Source organism: Sedimenticola hydrogenitrophicus, from assembly GCF_025175675.1.
GTDB lineage: Bacteria > Pseudomonadota > Gammaproteobacteria > Chromatiales > Chromatiaceae > Sedimenticola > Sedimenticola hydrogenitrophicus.
In genome coordinates, this window is record NZ_JANIOA010000004.1 from 51,521 (window position 1) to 67,746 (window position 16,226).

The window sequence follows — 16,226 nt, forward strand, 5'->3', positions numbered from 1 at the left end:
TGCCGTTAACGACGGCGCCTCTATTCTCCCCTTGGTTGGTCGCTGTTTGCCGCGCGGGCGGCATCGCCGCACCACTCGTGCTCAGGCATCACCGACTCCAGCAGCGGAAAGATGGTCTGTTCTTCGATCGCCATCTGCTCGCGGAATGCGCTGACAAAATCATCGGCGAGCCGCTGCAGCTGTTCCGGTGGGAGTCGGGCGCCCGCTTGGGCGGCACGCACCCCGCTTTCCAGGGCCATCCCCTTGTCAACCACCCCTCGATGGAGCGTCTCCATCCGCGTCACTGTCCCGTGTTGGGGGCCGGCGTATTGTGAAAGTCTCTGCCACAACGCCAACTCTTCCGCCTGGTGGCTACCCTTCAGGGCGGGCTTGAGATAGGTTATCAGCTCGATGAATTCCGCGTAATCCGGTTCCTCGTTACGCTCTAAACCCTCCACAATGCCTACCAGGTAGTTTAGCAGTGCCGTAAAACGCAGGTGATCCCACTTCAGTAATTCGAGCAGATGCCTCATTAGAGTCGTACCCCGCTGCGTGATCTGGCCGGGAGAGGTGAAGGAGGGGTGATCCACCGAACGGGACGCTGGTCTCCCTTCCTGTGAAATTTGCAGCTTAATTCACCCTAGCTCAGGAAATTTGATTACACAAACGATAAATAATCACGGTTCATATTACTAATTGTAATATTATTGGCGCGGCACACAGGCTCTGGGGGCACCATGAATATCGAATTCGCACGTACCTTTTTGAAAGTGGTGGATACCGGCAGTTTTATCCGCGCCGCCCGGGCGCTGCATGTCACCCAGGCGGCGGTAAGCCGGCGGATCCGTACCCTGGAGCAGTACCTCGGCTGCGAGCTGTTTGTCCGCAACAAGGCCGGCGCCGTCCTGACCCCCAGTGGCCGGCGCTTCCTGCGCTATGCCGCCAATATGGTGCAGACCCTGGAGCGCGCCCGGCACGAGATTGGCGTGGCGCGCGAATTCAACGGCTCATTGACCATCGGCGGCCGCTTCGGCCTGTGGGACGGGCTGCTGCTGCGGCTGCTGGAGCGCATGCGCGCGGAGCGGTCCGATATCCAGATCCGTGCCCGGATCGGATTCGAGGAGGGGTTGATGCAGGCCCTGGTGGATGGCAGCCTGGATATCGGCATCATGTACACACCTCAGAACCGCCCGGCACTGCAGGTCGAGCGGTTGCTGGAAGAGGAGCTGGTGCTGGTGACCAGCCACCGGCAGGGGCGGCGGATGCCCGATCCGGACAGCTATGTGCATGTGGACTGGGGGCCGGAGTTCCTGGCCCAGTTGAGCGGTGGCCTGCCGGAGCTGAGCAGCCCCCGGGTGATCGTGGGCATCAGCTGGCTGGGGCTGCAGCTGATCCTCACGGACGGCGGGGCGGGCTATTTTCCGTACCGCCTGGTGCGGGAGCTGATCCGGCAGGAGCGGTTGTACCGGGTGGCCGGGGCACCGAGTTTCCAGTTGCCGGCCTACGTCGTCTATCCCGGGGCCGGCAACAATCCGCTGATCGCCCCGACCGTGGCGCGCCTGCATCGGGTGGCCGCTGAGGTCATGGAGGAGACGGTCGCCGAATGATTGTTTTCGCCCGCCGGCAGGGACTAGAATCGTCTTCAGCCGGATATCGACCATTGAAAACGAAGCTGCTGAATTGAAACCGACCCTGCGACATACCACGCTGCTGCTATTCACCCTCCTGCTGACGGGCTGCCTGGAGTCCCGCCAAGTGTCGCTGCTGGTGGACAACATCAACGCCCGGGTCGAGGTGGCGGCCTCCCCCAAAGCACGTCAACGTGGCCTGATGTATCGCGAATCCATGGGCAAGGACGAGGGGCTGCTGATGATCTTCCCCGAACCCCGGGAGGTGAGCCTGTGGATGCTCAATACCCGGATACCCCTGGATGTGGGCTTTTTTGATGATCAGGGGGTGCTGCGCGCGGTGGTGAGCATGCAGCCGGACGGGGGCAAACAGCTCTACCACTCGCCGCCCCGGACCCTCTACGCCCTGGAGATGAACCGCGGCTGGTTCGCCCGCTACGCCCTGGCCCCGGGGGCGCACCTCAAGCTGCCCTATGCCATGACCGGCGAGTGAGCGGCGGCCAGCCAGACGCATCGCAGCATACAGCTGGTGGGGTGGCAGAATTTTCGTGCCCGACGAAACCGCCTGCCCCTATCCACGCCAGAGAGACACCGAGATCAGGCGATGCCACTTTTCGGACGTAGGGTGCCGGTGAGCTTGCGAACCGCACCAACCGTCGCTGGAAACGGCGCAAGCGCCCTGATGCGGTTCGTCTTACTCACCGCATCCTACGAGTTGAATGTCAATGTTGAAGCCAATCACTCACGGGGTGATTGGTCCGCCTGGTGCCTGAAACTGAACTCCGAGCGCTGGCATCAAAGACAGAAGTGGCGGATCAGCCCCTGCAGCAGGTTGACCATCGGCTGGATGCGTTCCAGGCCAAGAAACTCGTTCGGCTGGTGCGCCTGGTCGATATCGCCCGGCCCCAGGATCAGGGTCTCCATGCCGAGCTGCTGCAGATAGGGGCCCTCGGTGCCGAAGGCGACCGAACCGGCGGTGTGGCCGGTGAGTCGTTCGGCGGTGCGCACGATCTCGCTGTCGGCGGCGGTCTCCAGCGACGGGATGCCGGGAAACGGGGTGATGATCTCCAGGCGCAGGCCGCTGCCCTCCATCAACCGCTCCAGCCGCCGCACCAGTTCGTCGTGCAAATCCTCCAGCACCATGCCCGGCAGCGGCCGCAGGTCGATCTGCAGTTCGCAACTGGCGCAGATGCGGTTGGGATTGTCGCCGCCGTGGATGTGCCCCAGGTTGAGGGTCGGCACCTCCACCTCGAACAGCGGGTTTTTATGCCGCGCCTGCAGCTCATCGCGCCAGGCCAGGATGGCGCCGATCACCCGATACATCCCCTCCAGCGCGCTCACCCCCAGGGCCGGGTTGCTGGAGTGGCCGGAGCGTCCGTGCAGGCGGATCACCTCCATGCCGATCCCCTTGTGCATGCGCACCGGGCGGAGTCCGGTGGGCTCGCCGATCACCGCGTAGCGACCGAGCCGGCGGTGGGTATCCAGCAGCGCCTGGGCGCCGCACATGTTGCTCTCCTCATCGGCCGTGGCGAGCAGGGTGAGGGGGTGCTTCAGCCGGTTCAGGTCTATTTCCCGTACCGCCTCCAGCACCAGGGCGAAGAATGCCTTCATGTCCGAGGTGCCGAGGCCGTAGAGCCTATTGTCCCGCTCCTCCAGCCGGAACGGGTCGCTCTGCCAGCGCTGCTCGTCGTAGGGGACCGTGTCGGTATGGCCGGAGAGCACCAGCCCGCCCGGTCCCGTGCCGGCGCCGGCCACCAGGTTGAACTTGTTGGTCTGGCCCGGGATCGGCAGTACCTTCACGCGGAATCCGGCGGCGCGGCACCAGTCGGCCAGATGCTGGATCACCTGTTCGTTGGACTGGTCCCACTGCGGGCTGATACTGCTCACCGAGGGGGCGGCGATCAGTTGTTGGATCATCGGGATCAGGGCGGGTGTGGACATAGGTTCTCTTAATCGGGTCTGCTAATGGATGTGCGGGATGCCGGAGCGGGGTGGATATGCGCACTCGAATTTCGTACAGGGGTCGGAGTCAAATGGCACTGGATGCCGGGTCCGAGCCGGCGGGGCCTAAACCCATTTGACTCCAACTCCTTGGAGAATCAGGCGCTTTCACAAGCTTCAGGCATAGCGGTCGAGGTTTTCCAGCCAGCGGTTGATCTCCTTGGTGCCGCGTTCGAGAAATCCCGGGTCCTGATAGACCTGGGCGATGACGATGATCCCCTGGCCCCGGGCCAGCAGTTCCAGGGAGAGTTCCCGCGCCTCTTCCGGATAGCCCATCTGGGTGAACTGTTTCGCCAGCCACTGCTGGAACAGGTCGAACAACTGCTTGGCGTCGCTCTTCAGCTCCGGCTGATCCTTGGCCAGCTCCACGTTCAGCGAGCCCATCGGGCAGCCGGAACGGAGCAGCGCCGGGGTGCTGTCGTACATGATCTGCACGAACCGCTCCAGCCGGTCGAGCGGGGTCTTGATGCTCTTCTCCCACTCCGACAGCATCAGGGTGGTGGTCTCCATGCGGTGCTTGATCACCGCTTTCAGCATCTCTTCCTTGGTCTTGAAATAGTAGTAGATATTTCCCCGCGGCACCTCCGCCTCATCCACCACGTCGGTGAAGGAGGTGCGGTTGTAGCCCTTGCGGTAGAACAGCTGGTTGGCCGCATCGATGATGCGTTGCTGGGTGCGTTCGCTTTTGGTTGCCATAGTGGGGACCGTGCTCCAATCGTGGTTTGGATTATAGTCCTAAATTTTTGCCGGAAAGGGAATCGACTATGCTAATTAATTATTGCTGACGACGGGAGCGGCTTATGCGACGGATGGCTTTGGGGTTGATGCTGCTGCTGTGGGGTGGCGCTCTGGCGGCGCTGGAGTTGGGAGCGATCCGCATGCCGGACGGGTTCCGGATCGAGGTGGCGGTCGCCGACGTGGCGGATGCCCGCTCCCTGGCGCTGGGGGAACGGGGCACCCTGTTCATTGCCACCCGCCGTGCCGGGCGGGTCTATGCGGTAACCGACGCGAACGGTGACGGCCGGTTCGATCCGCCACGGGTGCTGCTCGACGGGCTGCGCATGCCCAACGGCATCGCCATCCACGAGGGGGCGCTCTACGTGGCGGAGAACCACCGCATCGTGCGTTACGACGGCATAGAACAGCGCCTGCAATCACCCCCCGAGCCGGTGCTGCTGGCGCGTCTGCCCACCGAGACCCACCACGGCTGGCGCTACCTGGCATTCGGCCCCGACGGCCGGCTTTACGTGGCCATCGGCGCCCCCTGCAACATCTGCGACGAGCCGGGCTTCGCCACCATCCTGCGCATGCGCGCGGACGGCAGCGAGCGCGAGGTGATGGCCGCCGGGGTGCGCAATTCGGTCGGCTTCGACTGGCAGCCGGAAACCGGTGTCCTCTGGTTCAGCGACAACGGCCGCGACTGGTTGGGCGACGACCGGCCACCGGATGAGCTGAACCGGGCGCCGCAGTCGGGGCTGCACTTCGGCTATCCCTATTGTCATGGCGGCGATCTCCCCGATCCGCTGTACGGTCGCGCCCGCGACTGCGCGGAGTTCACCCCGCCGGCGCTCAGGCTGGGGGCCCACGTGGCTGCGCTGGGGGTGCGCTTCTACACCGGATCGCAGTTCCCACCGGAGTATCGGGGGCAGCTGTTCATCGCCGAACACGGCTCCTGGAACCGCAGCGAACCGGTGGGCTACCGCCTCGGCCTGGCACGCATCGAGGAGGGGCGGGTGGTCTCCTACTCCCCCTTTGCCGAGGGCTGGCTGGGTGCCGCCGGGGCGAGCGGCCGCCCGGTGGACCTGCTGGTGCTGTCGGACGGTTCGCTGCTGGTGTCGGACGACCATGCCGGGGTGGTTTACCGGATATCCTATAACCCTTAGTCCTGAGGGGTGCCGGAAAGGGCCAAATGGTGGATAATCGATCTATTATTGTAACTACTCACCCGGTCTGCAAGCGATTGGCCTGCCTTGTTGGCCGATCTTGATGGCGCCTCGAATCCGGTCCCTTTTTCAGATTCAAGCCTGCCCTTGTTTGAGCGAAGCGAGTTTTGTCCACGGATGGACTTATGCCGCGGAGGCCATGGATGGCCGGGAGCGGCTTGGGCAGGCGCTGAAAAAGGGACCGGATTCGAGGAAACAAGCCATCGTGTGAGGCCGGCAAGGCAGGCCAATCACCTCGTGAGTAGTTACCTATTGTTTACCGATTCTACCGAAGCTGGAGAAGCACATGCCCCAATACCGTTCCCGTACCACCACTCATGGCCGCAACATGGCCGGCGCCCGCGCCCTGTGGCGCGCCACCGGCATGACCGACGGGGATTTCGACAAGCCGATCATCGCCGTGGTCAACTCCTTCACCCAGTTCGTGCCGGGGCATGTCCACCTCAAGGACATGGGCCAACTGGTGGCCCGCGAGATCGAAAAGGCCGGCGGCGTGGCCAAGGAGTTCAACACCATCGCCGTGGATGACGGCATCGCCATGGGCCACGGCGGCATGCTCTATTCGCTGCCCTCGCGGGAGATCATCGCCGACTCGGTGGAGTACATGGTCAACGCCCACTGCGCCGATGCGATGGTCTGTATCTCCAACTGTGACAAGATCACCCCGGGGATGCTGATGGCCGCCCTGCGCCTCAATATCCCGGCGGTATTTGTCTCTGGCGGACCCATGGAGTCGGGCAAGACCCGGCTGCATGGCAAGGAGATTAAGCTGGACCTGGTGGACGCCATGGTGATGGCGGTGGATGACAAGGAGTCGGACGAGGACGTGGATGCCATCGAGCGCTCCGCCTGTCCCACCTGCGGCTCCTGCTCCGGCATGTTCACCGCCAACTCCATGAACTGCCTGACCGAGGCGCTGGGGCTGAGCCTGCCGGGCAACGGCTCGCTGCTGGCCACCCACGCCGACCGCCGCGAACTGTTCCTGGAGGCGGGCCGCCTGGTGGTGGATATCGCCCGCCGCTATTACGAGCAGGACGAGGCGGCGGTGCTGCCCCGCGCCATCGCCAACTTCGCGGCGTTCGAGAACGCCATGTGCCTGGATATCGCCATGGGCGGCTCCACCAACACGGTATTGCACCTGCTGGCGGCGGCCCACGAGGCCGGCGTGGATTTCACCATGGCCGACATCGACCGGCTGTCGCGCCTGGTGCCGCACCTGTGCAAGGTGGCCCCCTCCACCCCGCTCTACCACATGGAGGATGTACATCGCGCCGGGGGTGTGATCAGCATCCTGGGCGAGCTGGAGAAGGGAAGCCTGATCCATGCGGATGCCGGCAGCGTGCACAGCGGTACCCTGGGGCAGGCGATCGAAAAGTGGGATATCGGCCGCAGCAGCGACGAGACCGCCTGCAGCCGCTACCTGGCCGGTCCGGCGGGGATTCCCACCCAGACCGCCTTCAGTCAGGAGACCCGCTGGCCCGATCTGGACCTGGACCGGGCGGGCGGCTGTATCCGCGACATCGAACACGCCTACAGTCGGGACGGTGGACTGGCGGTGCTCTACGGCAACCTGGCTGAGGCCGGCTGTATCGTCAAGACCGCCGGGGTGGACGAGTCGATCCTCCAGTTCAGCGGTCCGGCGCGTATCTTCGAGAGCCAGGAGGCGGCGGTGGATGCCATCCTCCACGACCGGATCCAGGCCGGCGATGTGGTGCTGATCCGCTACGAGGGGCCCAAGGGCGGCCCCGGCATGCAGGAGATGCTCTATCCCACCAGCTACCTTAAATCCAAGGGGTTGGGCAAGGCGTGTGCCCTGATCACCGACGGCCGCTTCTCTGGTGGCACCTCGGGGCTCTCCATCGGCCACTGTTCACCGGAGGCGGCCGAGGGCGGTACTATCGGCCTGGTGGAGGAGGGCGACCGGATCGAGATCGATATCCCCGGCCGCACCATCCAGCTGGCGGTCCCGGAAGCGGAGTTGGCAACACGGCGCGTGGCGATGGACGCAAAGGGGGTGCAGGCCTGGCAGCCGGTCAACCGTGAACGGGTGGTCTCCCAGGCGCTACAGGCCTATGCCGCCCTGACCACCAGTGCCGCCCGCGGGGCGGTGCGCGATGTCAGCCAGTTGAAGCGCTGAGCTTGTTGCACTCCGAGGTTGAGGCGGGCAAGGCCCGATTGGTTGGTTCTCGGAGATCTCCGGCACGGGACAGGTTCGTAGGATGCGGTGAGTGAAACGAACCGCATCGCATGAGTTCCGTCAACGGTGCGGTTCGCAGGCTCACCGGCACCCTACGGTATCCGGGAGCGTGGTCCCGGCGGGAGGAACGATGAGCGGCCAGTGCGCCGTCTTGTATAGGGCGCCCCGTGGGCGCCGTGAACCCTGACCGAGAAATAGCGGCGGGCAGGGTGCGCGGACCGGGGACGTGGGTTACAGGCCCCGCCCTATGGCCTACCTTTTGAAACCGTTGTAGGGGCAGGCCCCCGTGCCTGCCCTTTTCCCAATAGAACGCCGCCCACGAAAGCAAGGTGTCGGAGTCAGGCCGTAGTGTGCTGTTGTCCTTTTTGAAAACTTGGGCGGCCTGACTCCGACACCTGATTCTTGAACACCGTACCTTACAGCGAACCCCAGGAGCTCTTGCGCCGGCGTACCCGCAGGCTCGGCAGGATCAGTCCCAGGATGATGCCGCCGACCACCACGCCGCCGCCGATCAGGAACCAGCGCTGGGCGCTGTCGTTGCCCAGTTCGCGATTGCTCTGCTTCAGCTCCTCGGCTTCCCGGGTCAGGGTGGCGACCTGTTTGCGCAGCTCGTTGCGCTCGTCGGCGATGCGCACCGCGTTGGCGGCGGTGCGCTTGATCGATTGCAGCTCGTCGTCCAGGGTCTGTTTCTCCTGCTGCAGCTTGTCGTGCTGGCCGGTGAGGGCCTGGTATTCGTCCTGCAGTTTGCTCAACCTGGCGCTCAACAGTCCCGGCGCCTCCTGCAGTTCGGCCAGTTTGGCTTCCGCCGACACCAGGCGGTCCCGGGCACTCGGGATCGCCATCAGCTGCCGGGTGAGAACATAGCCGGTGGTGCCATCACGGGTCCTTATCTGGGAATAGCCGTTTTCGTCATTGGAGTTGACTAATTCGACCTGATCACCGCTGGGGAGCATGCGGATAATCTTGTGTGATGTGCTTTCCCCGGAACGCAGGGTGATCTTGAACTGGTCGGTGACGTAACGGGACTCGGCATGCAGGCCGGACATCGCCGTCAGCAGTGCCAGGGGAATCAGGTATTTTTTCACGCTCGCCTCTGAGTGGGTGGAAATTTTCGCGCATTCTTTCAGATAGGTTGCCGCCTGTCCAAGCCGGAGATCACAAATCCCTCGTACTCCGGGCCTGTTGGCGTCTGTTATGCACATCGATTTGTCTCTTCCTAACGCAGTTGGAATATAGAGTCAACAGCCGCGCCAACTTTTCTTCATTTTTTATAACGCATTGATTATAAAGAAAATAACTAACTGTATGAAAAATTATCAATTTAACCCAAATTCACTGTTCTTGCGGCCTCAGGCCGGTTACCCAGAATTTGTCCACAAAGTTATCCACAGGTTCTGTGAATAACCGGTAAACAGCTTCTGTGACAAACGGATGTCACTTTTGTTGCATGTTCTTCATTACGAAGTGTACCTAACCTACTGACTCTGCGTGTGAAGCCCAGAAATATGACCTCATACAGAGGATAGATGAGCCAGCCATCCTGAAGTTGTATATAATGCGCCGCCTTTAATCTACCTTGAATCGCGGTCCGGACATGAAACAGTTACGTAATATCGCCATTATCGCCCACGTCGATCATGGCAAAACCACCCTGGTCGACAAGCTGCTGCAGCAGTCCGGCACACTCGGCGATCGCTTCGGACCACTGGAACGGCTGATGGATTCCAATGATCTGGAGAAGGAGCGGGGCATCACCATCCTCTCCAAGAACACCTCGATCACCTGGAATGATTACCGGATCAACATCGTCGACACCCCGGGCCACGCCGATTTCGGTGGCGAGGTGGAGCGGGTGCTCTCCATGGTGGATTCGGTGCTGCTGCTGGTGGATGCGGTGGAGGGGCCGATGCCGCAGACCCGCTTCGTCACCCAGAAGGCGTTCCAGCACGGCCTGAAACCGATCGTGGTGGTGAACAAGATCGACCGCGAAGGGGCGCGTCCTGACTGGGTGATCGATCAGACCTTCGAGCTGTTCGATCGCCTCGGCGCCACCGACGAGCAGCTCGACTTCCCCATTATCTACGCCTCCGCCATCAATGGCTATGCCAGTGAACGCAGTGACGCGCGTGAAGGGGATATGACCCCGTTGTTCGAGGCCATTGTCAAAAACTGCAGTGCCCCGGACGTGGATCCTGACAGCCCGTTCCAGATGCAGGTCTCGACCCTGGCCTACAACAGCTATGTTGGGGCCATCGCGGTGGGCCGCATCACCCGCGGCACGGTACGGCGCAACATGCCGATCACCCTGATCACCCGGGACGGCGACCAGCGCCGGGAGAAGATCGGCAAGGTGTTCGGCTTCCTGGGCCTGGATCGGGTGGAGGTGGAGAGTGCCTCGGCCGGCGACATCGTCGCCCTGTCGGGTATCGCCGCGCCCAATGTCTCCGATACCCTGTGCGATCCGGAACATGCCGAAATCATGCCTCCGTTGACCGTGGACGAACCGACGGTGAGCATGACCTTCCAGGTCAACACCTCGCCGTTCTCCGGCAAGGAGGGCAAGTACCTGACCTCCCGCCAGTTGAAGGAGCGGCTGGAGCGGGAGCTGATCCACAACGTGGCGCTGCGGGTGGAAGAGGGTACCGACCCGGAAAAATTCCGCGTATCCGGGCGTGGCGAACTGCACCTCTCGATCCTGCTGGAGACCATGCGCCGCGAGGGTTATGAGCTGGCCGTCTCGCGTCCCGAGGTGATCTTCCGCGAGGTGGACGGCGAGGTGTGCGAGCCCTACGAACAGCTCACCGTGGATGTCGAAGAAGACGACCAGGGCGGCATCATGGAGGCCCTGGGCAGCCGCAAGGGCGATCTGCAGGACATGGTGCCGGACGGCAAGGGACGGGTGCGTCTGGATTACATCATCCCGTCGCGCGGGCTGATCGGTTTCCAGACCGAATTCATGACCCTCACCTCCGGCTCCGGGCTGATCTACCATGTATTTGACCATTACGGTCCGGCCCAGCACGGCGGCATTGCGCCGCGCAACAACGGCGTGCTGGTCGCCAACTCCACCGGCAAGGCGCTGGGCTATGCCCTGTACAATCTGCAGGAGCGGGGACGCCTGTTCATCGAACATGGCATGGCGGTCTACGAAGGGCAGGTGATCGGTATCCACTCCCGGGCCAATGACCTGACGGTGAACCCGCTGAAGGGCAAGCAGCTGAACAATATCCGCGCCGCCGGTAACGATGAGAACATCATTCTTACCCCGCCGGTCCGCTTCTCCCTGGAGCAGGCACTGGAGTTTATTGAGGATGATGAGCTGGTGGAGGTGACGCCGAGCGCGATCCGCATCCGCAAGCGTCATCTGAAGGAGCACGAGCGTAAGCGGGCCTCACGGGTGACCAGTTCGGACTGAGTTTGAGATGGCGCGGGCCCAATCGGGGATAGCGCCCATAAAAAACCCCGGCAGCATTCCCTGCTGTCGGGGCATGTCGCCGGGCTTGGTTGGCAAAGGGTTCCAGTCCATGGAATCGTCCGTGAAGTGTGTTGCCGATCCGGTGGCAGTCCGTTGTTTTGGCGACAGCTATAGATTGCCACCGTCACCGGGATTTCGTTGTGCGCTGAATCCCGGGGCTACGTAGGATAAATCTGAAGCACGGGTATGGAAGTGCGAAGTTCGAAGGGGGGAGCCTTGATCGGTCTGCTACAACGCGTCACTTCAGCCCAGGTGGAGATCGCCGGCCGATCGGTCGCGCGGATAGAACGCGGCCTGCTGGTGCTGGTGGGGGTCGAGCCCCGGGACGGCGAGCGACAGGCGGAGCGGCTGCTGGAGCGGCTGCTCGGTTACCGGGTGTTTCCCGATGCCGAGGGGCGGATGAACCGGAGCCTGCGGGATATCGGCGGCGGACTCCTGCTGGTGCCCCAATTCACCCTGGCGGCCGACACCCGCAAGGGGAGCCGGCCCGGTTTCTCCACCGCCGCCGATCCGGAAACAGGCGCCCGTCTGTTCGACTACCTCTGCCAGCGGGCGGCCGACGCCCATGCCCCGGTCGGTTGCGGCCGGTTCGGTGCCGACATGCAGGTGAGCCTGACCAACGACGGGCCGGTCACTTTCTGGTTGCAGGTGTGAGATTGGGCTGCGCTGCATCGATCTGAGTGCGGTTGGTGCGGTTCGCAAGCTCACCGGCACCCTACATGGTGTGGCAGGCGTGGGCCGGATCTCAAATATTGCCGCTCCCGGCTCTCCTGATTGTCGTCGTAGGGGCAGGCCCCCGTGCCTGCCCGAATTGCAGATGCCCGGAGCGCGCGGGCAACCACGGGGGGTTGCCCCTACATCCATCCCTGGCCTTCGCGGCATTAAGTCCATCCTTGGACAAACCAGCCATTTCCCATAGAATGCGCTATTGGTCGTGGTGATGCGGCCGGTCGCCGTGTCCGGAAACTGCCGGTCCGGCGCCCCGTCCCACCACGGACGCGATTTGAACCCGCTGGAGTCGACCCATGCAGCGTCAAGCTGAGATCGAACGCAATACCCTGGAGACCCGCATCCGGGTCAAGCTGAACCTGGACGGCACGGGCGCATCGAGCCTGGAAACCGGCATGCCGTTTCTCGAGCACATGCTGGACCAGGTGGCACGGCACGGCCTGATCGATCTTGAGGTCAGCGCGCAGGGTGATCTGCACATCGACGGACACCACTCGGCCGAGGATATCGGTATTACCATCGGTCAGGCGGTGGCCCAGGCGGTGGGCGACAAGAAGGGGATCCGTCGCTACGGTCACGCCTATGTGCCGTTGGACGAGGCGCTGAGCCGGGTGGTGCTCGATTTCTCCGGCCGCCCCGGTCTGGAGTTCGACGTGGCCTTTCCGCGCGCCATGATCGGTGCCTTCGATACCGACTTGTTCTACGAGTTCTTCCAGGGCTTCGTCAATCACGCCGGGGTGACCCTGCACGTGGACAATTTGCGCGGCCGCAACAGCCACCACATCGCCGAGACCGTGTTCAAGGCGTTCGGCCGGGCGCTGCGCATGGCGCTGGAACCCGATCCGCGGATGGCGGGGGTGATCCCCTCCACCAAGGGCAGCCTTTAATCCCCTACACGCTGGCAGTCTGAAGCTATGTCGAAAACCATTGCAGTCATTGATTATGGCATGGGCAACCTGCGCTCGGTCTCCAAGGCGATCGAGCATGTGGCGGCGGCGGATGACCAAATCCATGTGACCGACGATCCCGAGCTGATCCTGCAGGCCGACCGGGTGGTGTTTCCGGGGCAGGGCGCGGCCCGCGACTGCATGGCCGCGATTTCCAACCACCAGTTGAACCGGGCCGTGCTGGAGGCCGCCAGCAGCAAGCCGTTTCTCGGCATCTGTATGGGCATGCAGGTGCTGATGAGCTTCAGCGAGGAGAACCAGGGCACCCAACTGATGGGGCTGTTTCCCGGGCAGGTGAGACATTTTCCCGAGTCCCGGGATGCCCAGGGAGCGCGGCTGAAGATCCCCCAGATGGGCTGGAACCGGGTCAGCCAGACCCGACCCCACCCGCTGTGGGAGGGGATCGAGGACCAGACCCGGTTCTATTTCGTGCACAGCTACTACGTGGACCCGGAACAGCCGGAACTGGTGGCGGGCACCACCGACTACGGCATCCGGTTCACCAGCGTGATCGCCCGGGACAACCTGTTCGCCACCCAGTTCCACCCGGAAAAGAGTGCCGACGCCGGCCTGCGGTTGTTGCGCAACTTCGTAAACTGGCAGCCCTGACGGCGCCCGAACCCGCCATTGACTTTATATAGGTACCGAACGTGTTACTGATACCCGCGATTGATCTGAAGGATGGCCGCTGCGTGCGGCTGCGCCAGGGCCGCATGGAGGATGAGACCATCTTCTCCGATGATCCGGTCGAGGTGGCCGGGCGCTGGGTGGCGGCAGGCGCCCGCCGTCTGCATCTGGTGGACCTGAACGGCGCCTTTGCCGGCGAGCCGGTCAACGGCGGCGTGATCCGCGCCATCGCCCAGGCCTATCCCGCGCTGCCGATCCAGGTGGGTGGCGGCATCCGCGACGAGCGCACCATCCAGGCCTACCTGGATGCCGGGGTGAACTTCGTCATCATCGGCACCCAGGCGGTCAAGGAGCCGGCCTTCGTCGGTCGTGCCTGCGCTGCCTTTCCGGGGCATGTGATCGTCGGCCTGGACGCCAAGGAGGGGATGGTGGCGATCGACGGCTGGGCCACCGTGACCGACCAGGAGGTGACCGAACTGTCGCGCCGTTTCGAGCAGGACGGCGTCTCCGCCATCGTCTACACCGACATTGGTCGCGACGGCATGCTCAGCGGACCCAATGTGGCGGCCACCGCCGCCCTGGCCAATGCAGTGGATATCCCCATCGTCGCCTCCGGCGGCATCACCGATATCGGCGATATCGAGGCGCTCTGCAAGGCGGATACAGCCAATATCATGGGCGCCATTACCGGCCGCGCCATTTACGAGGGCACCCTGGATTTCGCCGCCGGCCAGGTCCTGGCCGATCGCCTGAGCGGCTGAATTCCGCGAGACCCCAACCAGAGATCAGAAACCATGCTGGCCAAGAGAATCATACCCTGCCTGGATGTGGACGCCGGACGCGTCGTCAAGGGCGTCAAGTTTGTCGATATCCGCGACGCCGGCGACCCGGTGGAGGTGGCGCGACGCTACAACAGCGAGGGGGCCGACGAGATCACCTTCCTGGATATCACCGCCAGCTCGGATGACCGGGAGACCATCGTGCACGTGGTGGAACAGGTGGCCGGCGAGGTGTTCATCCCGCTCACCGTGGGTGGCGGCATCCGCACCAGCGAGGACGTGCGGCGCATGCTCAATGCCGGTGCCGACAAGGTGGCGATCAACACCGCGGCGGTATTCAATCCGGAGTTTGTCCGCGAGGCCACCAGCCGTTTCGGCTCCCAGTGCATCGTGGTGGCGATCGACGCGAAACGGACCAGCGGCGAGGGCGAGCCGGCCAAGTGGGAGATCTTCACCCATGGCGGGCGCAAGCCGACCGGGCTGGACGCCATCAAGTGGGCGCGCAAGATGGTGGAGTACGGCGCCGGCGAGATCCTGCTCACCAGCATGGACCGGGACGGCACCAAGATCGGCTTCGACCTGGAACTGACCCGGGCCATCAGCGACGCGGTGACGGTGCCGGTGATCGCCTCTGGCGGGGTGGGCAATCTGCAGCACCTGGTGGACGGGGTGGTGCAGGGCGGTGCCGATGCGGTGCTGGCCGCCAGCATCTTCCACTTCGCCGAATACAGTATCGAGGAGGCCAAGCGCTTCATGGCCGCGCAGGGCGTGGAGGTGCGGCTGTGAGCGATCTGCTGGCACGCCTGGCCGAGGTGCTGGAGGCGCGCAAGGGGGCCGATCCCGATTCCTCCTATGTGGCCCGGCTTTACGACAAGGGGCTGGACGCCATCCTGAAAAAAATCGGCGAAGAGGCCACCGAAACGGTGATGGCCGCCAAGGACGGGGAACCGGAAAAGCTGGTCTACGAGATTGCCGATCTCTGGTTTCACAGCCTGGTCCTGCTGGCCCACCAGGGGTTGAAACCCCAGGATGTGCTGGATGAGCTGGATCGCCGCTTCGGCCTCTCTGGCCTGGAGGAGAAGGCCCGGCGTGGGAAATAACCGGGCTGTTAAAAACCCTGCGTGTTGGGTTATTTTCAGTTATTATCGAACTCTTCTGGTGGATTCCGGTCCGCCAGTCAGGTGTTAGTTTCGTAGGCCTTTTGAGTTTAGTTCAATCCGGGCCGTTGTTTTGAGTGGAGAAGAGTATGGGTTTTGGCGGAATCAGTATCTGGCAGTTGTTGATTGTTCTGGTAATTGTGCTGCTGCTGTTTGGAACCAAACGGCTCAAGAACATCGGTTCTGATCTGGGCAACGCGGTGAAGGGCTTCAAGGGTGCCATGAAGGATGAAAAGAAGGGTGACGACAGCGCTCGCCTGGAACAGGCCGATGAAGAGAAGATTATTGAAGGTGAGGTGACCAGCAAGGAAGAGCCCTCCAGCTCCAAGAAATCCTGATCTGCCGGCCCGTGTTGACTGCATGCCAGGTTTTTTGAACTATGTTTGATATCGGCTTCTGGGAGTTGGCGATCATCGGTCTGGTGGCGTTGCTGGTGGTCGGACCGGAGCGGCTGCCGAAGCTTGCCTATACCGCCGGCAAGTGGATGGGCAAGGGCCGCAAGGTGCTGCAGCAGGTAAAAAGCGAGATCGACAAGGAGATCAAGGCCGAAGAGCTGAAAGAGATCCTCGAGGAGCAGAAAAAACAGCTCAATCCCCTGGAAGAGATCGTCGAAGAGACCAGTGAAACCCTGCGCGATTTTACCCAGGAGGCCAACAAGTCGGTCCGCGAGCTGGAAAAGTCGTCGGCCGGCGAAGATGCCGCAAAGGACCGCCCCGCCCCCCAGGAGCGTCCCGGTGATACCCCGAAATAGCCGCAACGAAACC

At 63.0% G+C, this 16,226-nt stretch carries 17 protein-coding genes; 13 read left to right on the forward strand and 4 right to left on the reverse strand.

Features of this window, described 5'->3' with window-relative positions; all coding sequences use genetic code 11:
- Positions 1–20: 20 nt before the first annotated feature.
- Positions 21–512, reverse strand: coding sequence for a hemerythrin domain-containing protein (locus tag NPX02_RS03745; protein WP_260291889.1), 492 nt, complete (start codon positions 510–512; stop codon positions 21–23).
- Between the two features lie 204 nt (positions 513–716).
- On the opposite strand from NPX02_RS03745, the gene NPX02_RS03750 reads away from it, so the two are divergent.
- Both NPX02_RS03750 and NPX02_RS03755 read left to right on the forward strand, forming a co-directional pair.
- Positions 717–1,586, forward strand: coding sequence for a LysR family transcriptional regulator (locus tag NPX02_RS03750; protein ID WP_260291890.1), 870 nt, complete (start codon positions 717–719; stop codon positions 1,584–1,586).
- A gap of 73 nt (positions 1,587–1,659) precedes the next feature.
- A complete protein-coding gene (locus NPX02_RS03755; protein WP_260291891.1) occupies positions 1,660–2,100 on the forward strand; it encodes a DUF192 domain-containing protein in 441 nt (146 codons plus the stop codon).
- Positions 2,101–2,402: 302 nt separating this feature from the next.
- Here NPX02_RS03755 and argE read toward each other — a convergent pair whose 3' ends face one another.
- Positions 2,403–3,548: an acetylornithine deacetylase gene (argE, locus tag NPX02_RS03760; RefSeq protein WP_260291893.1), complete on the reverse strand. Its 1,146-nt coding sequence runs from the start codon at positions 3,546–3,548 to the stop codon at positions 2,403–2,405.
- Between the two features lie 177 nt (positions 3,549–3,725).
- Positions 3,726–4,304: a TetR/AcrR family transcriptional regulator gene (locus NPX02_RS03765; RefSeq protein WP_260291895.1), complete on the reverse strand. Its 579-nt coding sequence runs from the start codon at positions 4,302–4,304 to the stop codon at positions 3,726–3,728.
- Between the two features lie 104 nt (positions 4,305–4,408).
- Between NPX02_RS03765 and NPX02_RS03770 the strand changes: the two genes are divergently transcribed.
- Together NPX02_RS03770 and ilvD are read left to right on the forward strand one after the other, a co-directional pair.
- Entirely contained in the window at positions 4,409–5,491 is a 1,083-nt protein-coding gene (locus NPX02_RS03770; RefSeq protein WP_260291896.1) for a PQQ-dependent sugar dehydrogenase, read from the forward strand.
- Positions 5,492–5,837: 346 nt separating this feature from the next.
- Positions 5,838–7,688 carry a dihydroxy-acid dehydratase gene (gene ilvD / locus NPX02_RS03775; protein WP_260291897.1) on the forward strand — a complete coding sequence of 617 codons (1,851 nt, stop codon included), beginning with the start codon at positions 5,838–5,840 and terminating at the stop codon, positions 7,686–7,688.
- Positions 7,689–8,164: 476 nt separating this feature from the next.
- On the opposite strand, the gene NPX02_RS03780 is transcribed toward ilvD, so the two are convergent.
- On the reverse strand, positions 8,165–8,833 hold the full coding sequence (locus tag NPX02_RS03780; protein ID WP_260291900.1) for a TIGR04211 family SH3 domain-containing protein: 669 nt from the start codon (positions 8,831–8,833) through the stop codon (positions 8,165–8,167).
- A gap of 509 nt (positions 8,834–9,342) precedes the next feature.
- Between NPX02_RS03780 and typA the strand changes: the two genes are divergently transcribed.
- The 9 genes from typA (at position 9,343) to tatB (ending at position 16,213) form a co-directional block, all read left to right on the forward strand.
- Positions 9,343–11,163, forward strand: a complete 1,821-nt coding sequence (typA, locus tag NPX02_RS03785; RefSeq protein WP_260291905.1) for a translational GTPase TypA — start codon at positions 9,343–9,345, stop codon at positions 11,161–11,163.
- 276 nt (positions 11,164–11,439) lie between these two features.
- On the forward strand, positions 11,440–11,877 hold the full coding sequence (gene dtd / locus NPX02_RS03790; RefSeq protein ID WP_260291906.1) for a D-aminoacyl-tRNA deacylase: 438 nt from the start codon (positions 11,440–11,442) through the stop codon (positions 11,875–11,877).
- 371 nt (positions 11,878–12,248) lie between these two features.
- Positions 12,249–12,839 (forward strand): imidazoleglycerol-phosphate dehydratase HisB, encoded by a 591-nt coding sequence (hisB, locus tag NPX02_RS03795; protein ID WP_260291908.1) that lies wholly within the window; start codon positions 12,249–12,251, stop codon positions 12,837–12,839.
- 27 nt (positions 12,840–12,866) lie between these two features.
- On the forward strand, positions 12,867–13,508 hold the full coding sequence (gene hisH / locus NPX02_RS03800) for an imidazole glycerol phosphate synthase subunit HisH (RefSeq protein WP_260291912.1): 642 nt from the start codon (positions 12,867–12,869) through the stop codon (positions 13,506–13,508).
- Between the two features lie 41 nt (positions 13,509–13,549).
- Positions 13,550–14,287 carry a 1-(5-phosphoribosyl)-5-[(5-phosphoribosylamino)methylideneamino]imidazole-4-carboxamide isomerase gene (gene hisA, locus NPX02_RS03805; RefSeq protein WP_260291914.1) on the forward strand — a complete coding sequence of 246 codons (738 nt, stop codon included), beginning with the start codon at positions 13,550–13,552 and terminating at the stop codon, positions 14,285–14,287.
- A gap of 33 nt (positions 14,288–14,320) precedes the next feature.
- Positions 14,321–15,091, forward strand: a complete 771-nt coding sequence (hisF, locus tag NPX02_RS03810; RefSeq protein ID WP_260291916.1) for an imidazole glycerol phosphate synthase subunit HisF — start codon at positions 14,321–14,323, stop codon at positions 15,089–15,091.
- Positions 15,088–15,405: a phosphoribosyl-ATP diphosphatase gene (locus tag NPX02_RS03815; RefSeq protein ID WP_260291917.1), complete on the forward strand. Its 318-nt coding sequence runs from the start codon at positions 15,088–15,090 to the stop codon at positions 15,403–15,405. The genes hisF and NPX02_RS03815 overlap by 4 nt, the downstream gene beginning before the upstream one ends.
- A gap of 146 nt (positions 15,406–15,551) precedes the next feature.
- Entirely contained in the window at positions 15,552–15,800 is a 249-nt protein-coding gene (tatA, locus tag NPX02_RS03820; protein WP_260291918.1) for a Sec-independent protein translocase subunit TatA, read from the forward strand.
- Positions 15,801–15,841: 41 nt separating this feature from the next.
- Complete coding sequence (gene tatB / locus NPX02_RS03825; RefSeq protein WP_260291919.1) at positions 15,842–16,213, forward strand: Sec-independent protein translocase protein TatB; 372 nt, start codon at positions 15,842–15,844, stop codon at positions 16,211–16,213.
- Positions 16,214–16,226: the final 13 nt, after the last annotated feature.